Raw genomic sequence first — 11,922 nt, forward strand, 5'->3', positions numbered from 1 at the left:
GCCGCACCCGGTACGCCCCCGGACAAGGGATCCGTGGCTCGCATGCCAGGCTCCTGTTCAAACGGTCCAGCGCAGCACGGCGCCGAGCCCGCCGGCCGGTCCCTGTACGTCCTCGGGCACGAGCAGGACCTCGGCGTCGGCGGCCGCGGCGGACCGCATCAGCGCGTCGTCCGCGCGGGCCAGCTCGGGCTTGGGGACACCCATGGCCTGGATCTCGCCGCGCTGCACGGCGAGATGGTCGGGTCCCGGCCCCGCCCACAGTTCGCGCGAGGTGTCCGGGCCGCCCGGCGTCAGGAGCAGCGTCTCCACCTGGTGGCTGCGGGCGGCGTCCACCACGGCGGGCACGCCTTCCGCGGCCTCACCGGGACCGGTTTCCACGCTGCCGGCACCGTGTTCTCCGGGGCGGCCGCGTCCGGCTCGGAAGCGGTCCATCACGCTCTGCAGATGCCGGCGCGCGAAGTTCTCCCGGGCTTTGGCGATCTGCTGGTCCAGCAGGCCGTTCGACGCCCCGGAGGCCCGGCTGCCGTTCTCCGCCTCCACGGTGACGGCCCGGATCTGCTCGGGAAGCCGGTGGTGGACCGCCCGGCGCTCCCGCGGGTCGCCGACCAGCACCAGGAGCTGTGCTCCGGAGTCCGGCCACTGCCGGGCCAGCTCGGAGGCGATGATGTCCGCGGTCTGGTTCAGGGTGTTCTCGACCTTGTTCCGGTAGTGCCACTCGTGCCGGTCCGCGGGGATGCTGCGGTGGCCCCGCCCCTGCCACTCCTTGCCCTCCGCCTGGCCCGCGGGCTCCCGCCGGTGCGAGTCGCGCAGCTCAAGATCGGCGCCGGTTCGGTCGATGTACGCCACCAGGCAGGGCGGCAGGTCGTCGTGGAGCCCCGCCAGCGGCGCGATGTGCGGGAGCGTCGACCAGGTCGCCATGACGTCGTTCGGGGACACGGCGAGCGGGATGTCGAGGACGACCTCGGCCCCCGCCGCGAAGAGTGCCCGGCCGGGGGGCGTACCGGAGACGGGCTCGTGGGCGAGTGTGTCGAGTACGGCCCTGCAGGTGTAGGCGTCGGCGCCCGCGTCGATGAGCTGGGCCGCCACCGACCGCTCCCGCAGCTTCTGCTGCTTGGCCGCGTCCTCGGTCGCGCGCGAGGTGTCGATGTACACCGCGGCCCATGGGCCCGGACGGTCGAAGAGCGGTTTGAGAAAACCGAGTTCCATGATCTCCCCCAGGCTTGGGGACAGTGAGTACTACCAGGTTAGGACGGGATGTGCGCCGCGCTTTCCTTGCGGAGGAACCGGCGCAGCCGAGCCGCCGGCCAGGTGTTGATCACATCCTCCGCGGTGAGCCAGCCACGCTGCGCCGTGCCCACGCCGTAGCGCAGGTACTCCAGGTGGATCGGCGCGTGTGCGTCGCTGTTCACGGCGAACCGCACGCCGTGCCGCTTGGCCAGCAGGATGTGCTCGTCGGACAGGTCGAGACGGTCGGGGTGGGCGTTGATCTCCAGCGCCGTCCCGGTGCGGGCGCAGGCGGCGAACACGGCGTCGAGGTCCAGGTCCAGGCCCGGCCGCCTGCCGATGATCCGGGTGGTGGGGTGCCCGATGATATTGATCTGCGGGTGCTCGCAGGCCCTGACGAGGCGCCGGGTCAGGGCCTCGCGCCCCTGGTTGAAGTGCGAGTGGATCGAGGCGACGCACACGTCGAAGTCCCGCAGGAACTCCTCCGGCCAGTCCACGTTCCCATCGGGGTCGATGTTGAGCTCCGTCCCGTGAAAGAGACGCATCCCGCGGTGTTTGCCGTCGAGTTCGCGTACCCGCTCGCGCTGGGCCAACACCTTCTCGTCGGTCATCCGCTGCATGTACAGATTCGGCGCGTGGTCGGTGACGGCGTAGAAGCGGAAGCCGCGCTTCGAGGCGGCGGCGACCATGTCCTCCAGTGTGGCCAGGCCGTCGGTGAGGTCGGTGTGGGTGTGCAGATCGCCTCTGATGTCCGCCTCGGTCACCAGCTGCGGCAGCGCGTCCCGGAGACCGGCGGCGACCTCGCCGCGGTCCTCACGCAGCGTCGGCGGGATCCAGGGCAGGCCGAGCCTGGCGTAGACCTCCTCCTCGGTCTGCGAAACGATCTTCTTCCCGCTCTTGGCGTCGAAGAGCCCGTACTCGGAGAGTTTCAGCTTGTGCCGGACGGCCATCTCGCGGATGCGGATGTTGTGTGCTTTGGAGCCGGTGAAGTACTGCAGCCCCGCGCCCCACGAGTCCGGCGGCACGACACGCAGGTCGATCTGAAGGCCCTTGGTGGTGCGGATCGACGTCTTCTTCACACCGTGCGCGATGATCTCGCCGGTGGACGGCAGCCGGGTGAACGCCTCCATGAACGGCTCGGAGCGGCCGGCCGCCACCAGGATGTCGACGTCGCCGATGGTCTCCCGCATCCGGCGCAGCGATCCGGCGTACGTGCACCGCTCGCAGCCGGTGACCGCGGACAGCTCGGCGACGATGTCCTCGGCCACCTCCATGGCGGCGTTGACCGGGACGCGGTCGCCCGCCGACTGCATCAGCCCGATGCCGTGGAGGATGTTCTCCTCGGTCTTCGGACCGAAGCCCTTGAGACCGCGCAGCCGCTCCTCGTTGATCGCGTCGAGGAGTTCGCCCACCGAGGCGATGTGCAGGTCCTCGTAGAGGGTCATCGCCTTCTTGGGGCCGAGGGTGGGGATGGCCATGAGCTCCCGCACCCCGGCCGGGATCTTCGCCCGTACGTCCTCGACGGCGGGCATCCGGCCGGTGCGCAGATACTCGAGCACTTTGTCGGCGATGGACTTGCCGACGTTGGGGATCTCGCGCAGGCCCTGGGCGTCGAGCCGGGAGACATCGGCGTGGTGGCCGCCGATCGCCCGCGCCGCTTTTTCGTAGGCGCGGGCCTTGAACGCGTCTCCGCCGGTGATGAGGACGAGGTCCGCATACTCCTGGAGCAGAGCCTCGACCTCCTTGTTGGGTCGGGCCACGTGGCAAGTCTAGTTCGAGCCCGCGCGGCGGGCTCTTCCGCGGCACGGGCTCGTACGGGCCTCTCCGGCCTCTCACATGGCCAGATGCGCCCGAAGATGCGTGACCTCCTCGATCTCGACTCCCGCCTTCGCGAGCAGTTGCCGGGCCAGGTCGTTCAGCGCCCTGGCCGCCGCGATCTCCTCGCCCACGCGTGGCTGCTCGGGGTCGTCCGGGTGGCGGTTCGCGCGCCCGTGCGTCCGCAGTTCCGTACCGTCCTGGAGCCTCAGCAGTACGGCTGCCTCGGTCTTCGAGTCGATCTCACGGAACTCCATCTCGATGTGCCATCCGACGAGGGTTTCCATGGCTTTCACCTCCAGCGTCACCTTCCAGAATGCGCCTCGGGTGCAGGCCTGGTCGACCCGTCGCGGCAGCGGAGCGGGGCCTGTTCTAGCGGGCGGGGCCGAGGTGGTCGAGGAACCAGTCCCGGGCGAGGTCGGACACCTGGCGCAGCGCGCCGGGCTCCTCGAAGAGGTGCGTTGCACCCGGGACGACGGCGAGCCGGTTCTCGCAGGTCAGCCTGGACTGTGCTTGGCGGTTGAGGTCGAGGACGGTCTCGTCGCGGCCGCCGACGATGAGCAGCGTGGGGGCCCGTACGCCGGCGAGCCGCGGACCCGCGAGGTCGGGCCGGCCGCCGCGGGAGACCACGGCGCCGATGTTCGCGCTGTCGGCGCCGTCGGCAGCGGCGGCCCACAGGGCGGCGGCGGCACCGGTGCTGGCGCCGAAGTAGCCGATGGGGATCTTCTCGCGGCGCAGCAGACGGGCCGCCTCGATGAGCCGGCCGGCCAGTTTTTCGACGTCGAAGACATTGGCCCGGTCGAGCTCTTCCTCGGGCGTGAGGAGGTCGAAGAGCAGGGTGCCCAGGCCGGCGTCGTTCAGGACCGTGGCCACGGACCGGTTGCGCGGGCTGTGCCGGCTGCTGCCGCTGCCGTGGGCGAAGGCGACGACGCCGGAGGCGCCGTCCGGCAGGCAGAGGTCGCCGGTGAGCCGGATGGCCCCGGAGGCGACCGGGATCTCCACTTCCCTGACCGGGGGCTGTTCGCCCGCCGGGTCCGTGGGTTCGGCCAGCAGGGCGACGACCTCGGAGTCCTCGGTCTGGGAGAAGTCCTGGTACCACTCGCCCACCGCGAAGAAGGCGGTGGGGACGGACAGACACACCAGTTCGTCCACCTCGGGGCGCAGGGAGACCACGGCGTCCGGCGGCGCGACGGGAACGGCCAGCACCACCCGGGCCGCCCCGTGGGCCTTGGCGACCCGGCAGGCGGCCGCCGCCGTCGCGCCGGTCGCGATCCCGTCGTCCACCACGATCGCGGTACGTCCTTCGAGCGATATCCGCGGCCGGCCACCGCGGAACTGCAGTGCCTGCCGCTGGAGTTCGGCCTCCTCGCTGCGCTGGACCTCGACGAGGTCCTCCTCGGCGACCCGGCTCATCCGGAGGATGGCGTCGGAGACGACCCGTACCCCGCCCTCTCCGATGGCGCCGAAGCCCAGTTCCCGGTGGTACGGCACGCCGAGCTTGCGGACCAGGATGACGTCCAGTGGCGCGCCGAGCGCCCGGGCGACCTGGTAGGCCACCGGCACTCCGCCGCGGGGCAGCCCGAGCACGACCGGATCCTCGGTACGCAGATGCTCCAGCTGCTCGGCGAGACGGCGGCCGGCTTCCGCGCGGTCGGTGAACCGCATGATGCACCCCCGGTCCGGGGAGATGACGTGAGCCCCCGCAAGACTGGTTATCTTCCGAATCAAGCCGAAAAGCGCGGAATGCGCAAACGCACGGTGCCGACTACGGCGCTCAGGCGTCCAGCGCGGCCCGTACCCGGGCGGCCGCCCGTTCCGCCTCCTCCTCGTCGGCGTAGCGGCTGCGCGGCCAGAAGAAGCCGCGCAGTCCGTCCTTCCGGTTGCGCGGCACGACATGGACGTGGAAGTGCGGTACGGACTGGCTGATCCGGTTGTTCGCGGCGACGAACGAGCCGGCCGCTCCCATCCCCCGCTCCACGGCGCCGGCGATCAGCTGCACCCGGCTGAAGAAGGGCCCCACTTCCGCCGCCGGGAGGTCGGTGAGCGTTTCGACATGGCGCCGCGGCACCACCAGCACATGGCCCGGGAACAGCGGCCTGGCGTCGAGGAACGCCACTGCCGTCCCGTCCTCGAAGACCCGGTGCGTGGCCACCTCGCCGACCACGATCGAGCAGAAGGGGCAGTTCACGTCTCCAGTCAACTATCCGCAGCGGTCACCGTCACTCCGGTGCTCCTTCCACTCGCCCGACCTGCCGCCCCGGCGCACCCTGGAAGCATGGAGAACGCCCCGAGCGCGCCCGAGCGGGACGCCCCCGTCGTGGTGGCCCCGTTCGCGACCGACGCCCGCTACCGCCTGGTCCACCTGCGGGGATTCGGCTGGGAGCCACTGGAGCGCGAGGAGTTCGAGGTGCGGGTGCGGCAGATCTTCCCGGAGATCGACTTCGGTGACCCGGAGCAGGTCCACTGGTCGGACCGGCCCGGGGAATGGCCCAGGTGGCACCCGGGCGAAGCGTGACGAGCGGGACAGCGGGCGGGGCACCGGGACTGAGCGAATCAGGCCGGGTGCTCCTGTGAGATGAGTAAACGGCGCCTCCCATCCGTGTGTCAGGGTGGGAGGCGCTGTGTGCGCGGTCCCGACGTACGCGGACAACCCGGGAATAGGTGGTGCGGGATGATGCTGCCCGAGAGCGCGAACGGCACCAATGGGGGCGGGCTGGCCGTCCCCATGGCGTGGATGTACGCCGAGTACATCGCCGACGAGCTGCTGCGCACCGGCGATCTGATGCCGCCGACCTCCCTGGAGTTCCGGGCGGGCCGCGACGCACTGGCGCTGACCATCTTCCTGTCGGACGTGGACGGCGAGCTGTCCCGTATCCGTGTCATCTCCCGGATGGAGCACTGGCTCTCGCTGACGGCGTACCACCGTACGTGGCAGAGCTGGGTGCACGAGCGGCTGGAGGAGCTCGGGGCAGAGGAGCGCGAGTCCGGCGGCGGCAACCCCGATCTGCGGCTCGCCAGGTCGGCGTGGCGGTGGCTGGCGGAGACCGAACTGCTGGCCGCCGACCTCCACACGGTCAGCCAACCGGACGGCATGTCCGTCGGCCAGGAGGAGGCGCCGGAGGTGTGGATGCCCGCGTGGCAGCTGGGACTGCCGCTCGGCCATCTCGCCATCCAGCTTTTCTGAACGGGCGGGCTGCTCGGCCGCGCGGCTTCTGAGTTCCACGGCCTTCCGGAGTTCCGCGGTGTCCGTGAGCGGCGTTCCGTGATGCGCCTTCCCTGACGCGACGTTCCGGGTTGTACGGCACGGGCTGTCCCGTCTTCGTGACGCCCGCAACGCGTACGACCCTGTGTAGCCACCGACCACCCGGAACGCCCTTCCGGTGACTCAGCGCCACCGTTCCACTCCGTTCCGGGACTCGTCCGCCGAATGTTGAGCCGACGGGCGCCCGGTTCCGTACCTGATACCGGCAGGCCGCACTCGGTCTCGCGGCAGAGGAGCAAGGAGAGCGAAGGCATGACAACGCAGGAGCGGCATGTCGCCGCAGGCGCCTATGCGCTCGGCGTCATGGATCCGGCGGACGCCTGGCACTTCGAGGCGCATGCGGACGGCTGCGCGACCTGTATGACGCAGCTCGCGGAGTTCGACGGTGTCGTCTCGCTGCTGGCCTCCTTCGCCTCGTCGATGCCTCCGGGCGAGACCTGGGTTCCGGATCCGGGGTCCGGGCTGTTGTACCGGGTGATCGACGAGATCGCCGTCGCCCGGCGCAGGAGCCGCAGGCGGCGGATGTATCTGGTCGCCGCGGCGGCGGCCCTCGCCCTCGGCAGCACCGCCGTGACGGGCCTGGACTCCCCGGGCCCCGTCAGGCAACAGACGGTCAGCGCCGAGAAACAGGTGCACGCGCTCGGTCAGAAGGTGTGGCACACGGATCCCGCCACCTCGGTCGCCGCGATGGTGGGGACGGAGAAGAAGGAGTGGGGCACGGACATCGGGCTGGAGCTGAAGAATGTGAAGGGCCCGATGAGGTGCCGGCTGGTCGTCGTCGGCCGGAACGGCGAGGAGGAGACCGTCTCGACCTGGTGGGTCCCCCAATCCGGATTCGGGGTCGAGGGTTCGGCGAGCGAGCACCGGTTCCTGTACGCACAGGGCGGGGCGGCCATGGACCGTACGGACATCGAGCGCTTCGACGTCCGCACGCTCGACGGCCGGCACCTGGTGTCCCTGCACGGATAGCGGCCGGGACGGAGCCTCCCGCCGGTCATTCGGGGGCGGGTCCGCACCGGTACGGGGCGGCCTGACGAGGGGTGCGGTCACCGGCCCGAGGGGGTGCGGTCACCGACGGGCGCGGTCACCGGCGCAGGGCCCGCAGGGCGGACTGCGCGGCGTTGAAGCCGCACATGCCGTGTGCCCCCGGCCCGGGGGGCGTTGCCGCCGAGCAGAGAAAGACCCCGGGGATCCCGGTGCTGTACGGGTCGAGGGCGATCCTCGGTCGCAGAGCCACCTGGAGAGGGGTGTTGGCCCCGTTCATCACGTCGCCCCCGACGAAGTTCGGGTTGTACCGCTCCAGTTCGGCGGGCGTGCGCACGGACCGGCCGACGATCCGCTGCCGCGTCCCGGGCGCGAACCGTTCGATCTGGCCGAGGACCGCCTCGGTGCCGTCCCCGGCCCAGCCGTTCGGGACATGCGCGTACGCCCAGACCGGGTGGATGTCACCGGCCGAGCGTCCGGGGTCGGCGAGATACTGCTGCCCGACCAGGACGAAGGGGCGCCGGGGCATCCGGCCTCGGTGGATGTCCTCCTCGGCGCTGCGGACTTCGTCGAGCGTCCCGCCCAGATGCACGAACCCGGCACGCCGGCAGGGTTCGTCGCGCCACGGGACGCCGCCCTCGACGGCCAGGTCGACCTTGAACGCTCCCGGCCCGTGGCGCCAGCGTGCGTACGCCCGGCGCACCCGCGCGGGCAGCCGGTCGCCCGCGACGCCGATGACGGCGCCGGGGGCGAGGTCGAGCATGACCGTACGTGCCGGGGGCAGTTCGCGCAGCGAGCGCACTCGTACGCCTGTTTCGATGGTTCCGCCCAGCTCGGTGAGGAGCGCGGCCAGCGCGTCGGTGATCGACCGGGACCCGCCGGTGGCGACGGGCCAGCCGCTCCGGTGCGCGGATGCGATCAGCAGCAGTCCCACGGCGGCCGTGGTGGGGCGGGTCAGCGGCTGGAAGGCGTGAGCGGCCACCCCGGCCCACAGTGCTCGCGCTTCCGCGGTCCGCCAGCGGCGCGCGACGACGGTGGCCGGCTGGAGGGCCCGCGCCCCGAACCGTACGAGCCCGGCGGGATGCGCCGGGACATGGAGGATGGGCCGCATCAGGTCCTCGGTGAGGCCGTCGAAGCCTTCCGCGAGCGGGGCGAACAGCCGGTGCCAGGCCGGGCCGTCCGCCCCGAGGCCGGCGGCTGTTTCCTCGACGGACCGCACCATGACCGCGGACGTACCGGTGTCCAGGGGGTGTGCGAGATCGATCTCGGGCCACCGCCAGCGGAGCCCGAACCGCTCCAGCCCGAGGGTTCGCAGGAACGGTGAGCCCGGGTTCAGCGCATGCGCCGCCGAGCAGTGGTCGTGCAGCACGCCGGGGACGGTCAGTTCGCTCGATCTGGTCCCTCCGCCGATCTCGTCCGCGGCTTCCAGCACGGTGACGCGTACTCCGGAGCGGGCGAGCGTGACCGCGGCGGCCAGCCCGTTCGGCCCGGCCCCGACCACGATCGCGTCACTCATGACGGCTCCCCCTCACCTGTTCCTCCGAGCGCCGGTCCCGTCGGATCCATCCTCGCTCCCGAGAACGGCACCGGCAGGCAACGATGCCGTCGTCAGGGGCGATTCGAGCAGGGACACGCCGGACAGGCAATCGGGCCGCCGGGGGCCGGGTGCCGGGCGCCCCCGTGGAGCGACGCCGGGAGCCGCATCGGTCCGGTCTCAGGGGATCTGATGGGTGGGCGGCCCTCATCGGCGCCCGGCGCGTCGTACGGCGACGCGCCGGGTGTCACGGCGTGGGGTCGCGGAACGCGGCCAGCAGCTGCTCGGCGGCCAGGGTCGCGGTCAGCGTGCCCTCCCGGACCCGCTCCTCGAGCCCCGGAGCGAGCCGGCGCACCTCGGGGTGCTCGCGCAGCTGGGACAGCAGCTGGTCGCGGACCATGGACCAGGTCCAGTCCACCTGCTGGTCACGTCGCTTGGCGGCGAGAGCTCCGGTGGCGTCGAGCACCTTCCGGTGCCGTTCCAGCCGCTCCCACACGGTGTCCAGATCGTTGCCCTCGCGAGCGCTGCACGTGAGGACGGGCGGGTTCCACGGGGCGTCCGCGGGCTGCAACAGCCGTAGCGCTCCCGCGAGTTCACGGGCGGCCGACCGGGCATCGCGCTCATGCGGCCCGTCGGCCTTGTTGATGGCCACGACGTCCGCGAGCTCCAGCACCCCCTTCTTGATGCCTTGCAGCTGGTCGCCCGTGCGGGCCAGCGAGAGCAGCAGGAAGGAGTCGACCATGTTCGCCACGGCGGTCTCGGACTGGCCGACGCCGACGGTCTCCACCAGCACCACGTCGTAGCCCGCGGCCTCCATGACCACCATGGTCTCGCGGGTGGCGCGCGCGACACCGCCGAGCGTGCCCGCGCTCGGCGAGGGGCGTACGAAGGCGGCGGGGTCGGCCGCCAGCCGTTCCATCCGCGTCTTGTCGCCGAGGATGCTGCCGCCCGTACGGGTCGAGGACGGGTCGACGGCGAGCACGGCGACCCGGTGTCCCAGGCCGGTCAGCAGGCAGCCGAGCGCGTCGATGAAGGTCGACTTGCCGACTCCCGGTACCCCGCTGATGCCCACCCGCCGCGCCGTGCCCGAGTGCGGCAGCAGCTCGATCAGCAGTCGCTGCGCAAGCTCCCGGTGATCCGGCCTCGTGGACTCCACGAGGGTGATCGCCCGGGCGATATGGGCCCGCGAGCCGTCGAGGACACCCTTGGCGTAGCTGTCGGTGTCGATCGTCCGCGCCATGGGCTCACAACTCGTGGCCGAGGGCCCCGGCGAGGGTCTTCAGCAGGTCGTGGGCGGCGTCGGGAATGACCGTGCCGGGCAGGAAGACCGCCGCCGCGCCCATCTCCCGCAGGGGCTCGACGTCCTGGGGCGGGATGACGCCGCCCACCACGATGGTGATGTCCTCCCGGCCCTGCTCGGCCAGCTGCTCGCGCAGCGCCGGTACGAGGGTGAGGTGCCCCGCGGCGAGCGAGGACACCCCGACGACGTGGACATCGGCCTCCACGGCCTGCCGGGCGACCTCGTCCGGGGTCTGGAACAGCGGGCCGACGTCGACGTCGAAGCCGAGGTCCGCGAACGCGGTGGCGATCACCTTCTGCCCCCGGTCATGGCCGTCCTGGCCCATCTTGGCGACGAGGATGCGCGGCCGCCGACCCTCCTCGCGCTCGAAGGCGTCCACCAGCGCACGGGTGCGGGCCACTCCGGTCGACGCTCCTGCTTCCTCGCGGTACACACCGGAGATGGTACGAATCTGGCCGGAGTGCCGTCCGTACACCTTCTCCAGGGCGTCCGAGATCTCGCCGACGGTCGCCTTGGCGCGGGCCGCGTTCACGGCCAGGGCCAGCAGATTCCCCTCGAGTCCCTGGCCGGCTCCGGACTCGGCGGAGGCGGTGAGGGCGCGCAGCGCGTCCTGGCAGGCTCCCTCGTCGCGCTCCTCGCGCAGCCGCCGCAGCTTCTCGATCTGCTGGGTCCGTACGGAGGAGTTGTCGACCTTGAGGACATCGATCTGCTCGTCGCCGCCGACCCGGTACTTGTTGACCCCGATCACGGGCTGACGGCCGGAGTCGATACGGGCCTGGGTACGGGCCGCGGCCTCCTCCACGCGCAGCTTGGGGATACCGGCGTCGATGGCCTGCGCCATGCCGCCCGCGGCCTCGACCTCCTCGATGTGCTGCCAGGCGCGGCGTGCGAGGTCGTGGGTGAGCCGCTCGACGTACGCGCTGCCGCCCCATGGGTCGATCACCCGGTTGGTGCCCGACTCCTGCTGCAGCAGGAGCTGGGTGTTGCGGGCGATCCGGGCGGAGAAGTCGGTCGGCAGGGCCAGCGCCTCGTCGAGTGCGTTGGTGTGCAGCGACTGGGTGTGGCCCTGGGTGGCGGCCATCGCCTCGACGCAGGTGCGCGTCACGTTGTTGAAGACGTCCTGGGCCGTCAGCGACCAGCCGGAGGTCTGGCAATGGGTGCGCAGCGACAGCGACTTGGCGTTCTTCGGCTCGAACCCCTTGACGAGCTTGGCCCACAGCAGCCGGGCCGCGCGCAGCTTGGCGATCTCCATGAAGAAGTTCATGCCGACCGCCCAGAAGAAGGACAGTCGGGGCGCGAAGGCGTCGACGTCCAGCCCGGCGCCGAGGCCGGCGCGCAGATACTCCACGCCGTCGGCGAGCGTGTACGCCAGCTCCAGGTCGGCCGTCGCCCCGGCCTCCTGGATGTGGTAGCCGGAGATGGAGATGGAGTTGTAGCGCGGCATCTTCTGCGAGGTGTAGGCGAAGATGTCGGAGATGATCCGCATGGAGGGCAGCGGCGGATAGATGTAGGTGTTGCGGACCATGAACTCCTTGAGGATGTCGTTCTGAATGGTCCCGGCCAACTTCTCCGGTGGTACGCCCTGTTCCTCCGCGGCGACGATGTAGAGGGCGAGAACGGGCAGCACGGCGCCGTTCATCGTCATCGACACGCTCATCTTGTCCAGCGGGATGCCGTCGAACAGCTGCCGCATGTCGTAGATGGAGTCGATGGCCACGCCCGCCATGCCGACGTCGCCGGTCACGCGCGGGTGGTCGCTGTCGTAGCCGCGGTGGGTCTGTCCGTCGCCTTCGACCTGCCGAC

At 71.4% G+C, this 11,922-nt stretch carries 11 protein-coding genes; 3 read left to right on the forward strand and 8 right to left on the reverse strand.

What is annotated here, in order from left to right; translation table 11 throughout:
* Window positions 1-57: 57 nt before the first annotated feature.
* From ABZW18_RS32990 to ABZW18_RS33010, 5 genes are all read right to left on the reverse strand, one after another.
* Complete coding sequence (locus ABZW18_RS32990; protein ID WP_356194778.1) at window positions 58-1,206, reverse strand: hypothetical protein; 1,149 nt, start codon at window positions 1,204-1,206, stop codon at window positions 58-60.
* Between the two features lie 38 nt (window positions 1,207-1,244).
* Window positions 1,245-2,984: a DNA polymerase/3'-5' exonuclease PolX gene (gene polX / locus ABZW18_RS32995; protein WP_356194779.1), complete on the reverse strand. Its 1,740-nt coding sequence runs from the start codon at window positions 2,982-2,984 to the stop codon at window positions 1,245-1,247.
* A gap of 72 nt (window positions 2,985-3,056) precedes the next feature.
* Complete coding sequence (locus ABZW18_RS33000) at window positions 3,057-3,326, reverse strand: DUF1876 domain-containing protein (RefSeq protein ID WP_356194782.1); 270 nt, start codon at window positions 3,324-3,326, stop codon at window positions 3,057-3,059.
* 85 nt (window positions 3,327-3,411) lie between these two features.
* Window positions 3,412-4,704, reverse strand: coding sequence for a phosphoribosyltransferase family protein (locus ABZW18_RS33005; RefSeq protein WP_356194784.1), 1,293 nt, complete (start codon window positions 4,702-4,704; stop codon window positions 3,412-3,414).
* Window positions 4,705-4,813: 109 nt separating this feature from the next.
* Window positions 4,814-5,227: an HIT family protein gene (locus ABZW18_RS33010; protein WP_356194786.1), complete on the reverse strand. Its 414-nt coding sequence runs from the start codon at window positions 5,225-5,227 to the stop codon at window positions 4,814-4,816.
* 87 nt (window positions 5,228-5,314) lie between these two features.
* On the opposite strand from ABZW18_RS33010, the gene ABZW18_RS33015 reads away from it, so the two are divergent.
* The 3 genes from ABZW18_RS33015 to ABZW18_RS33025 all read left to right on the forward strand — a co-directional run bounded on the left by ABZW18_RS33015 (window position 5,315) and on the right by ABZW18_RS33025 (window position 7,270).
* A complete protein-coding gene (locus ABZW18_RS33015) occupies window positions 5,315-5,554 on the forward strand; it encodes a hypothetical protein (RefSeq protein WP_356194789.1) in 240 nt (79 codons plus the stop codon).
* A 159-nt stretch (window positions 5,555-5,713) separates the two neighbouring features.
* Complete coding sequence (locus ABZW18_RS33020) at window positions 5,714-6,223, forward strand: hypothetical protein (RefSeq protein ID WP_356194801.1); 510 nt, start codon at window positions 5,714-5,716, stop codon at window positions 6,221-6,223.
* 330 nt (window positions 6,224-6,553) lie between these two features.
* Window positions 6,554-7,270: a zf-HC2 domain-containing protein gene (locus ABZW18_RS33025; protein WP_356194792.1), complete on the forward strand. Its 717-nt coding sequence runs from the start codon at window positions 6,554-6,556 to the stop codon at window positions 7,268-7,270.
* A 115-nt stretch (window positions 7,271-7,385) separates the two neighbouring features.
* Here ABZW18_RS33025 and ABZW18_RS33030 read toward each other — a convergent pair whose 3' ends face one another.
* The 3 genes from ABZW18_RS33030 to scpA all read right to left on the reverse strand — a co-directional run.
* A complete protein-coding gene (locus tag ABZW18_RS33030; protein ID WP_356194795.1) occupies window positions 7,386-8,801 on the reverse strand; it encodes an NAD(P)/FAD-dependent oxidoreductase in 1,416 nt (471 codons plus the stop codon).
* Between the two features lie 265 nt (window positions 8,802-9,066).
* Window positions 9,067-10,059, reverse strand: coding sequence for a methylmalonyl Co-A mutase-associated GTPase MeaB (meaB, locus tag ABZW18_RS33035; RefSeq protein ID WP_356194797.1), 993 nt, complete (start codon window positions 10,057-10,059; stop codon window positions 9,067-9,069).
* A 4-nt stretch (window positions 10,060-10,063) separates the two neighbouring features.
* The coding region (scpA, locus tag ABZW18_RS33040) for a methylmalonyl-CoA mutase (protein WP_356194799.1) at window positions 10,064-11,922 on the reverse strand (1,859 nt) is incomplete at its 5' end.

It is taken from the genome of Streptomyces sp. NPDC004647 (assembly GCF_040609575.1).
Lineage (GTDB): Bacteria > Actinomycetota > Actinomycetes > Streptomycetales > Streptomycetaceae > Streptomyces.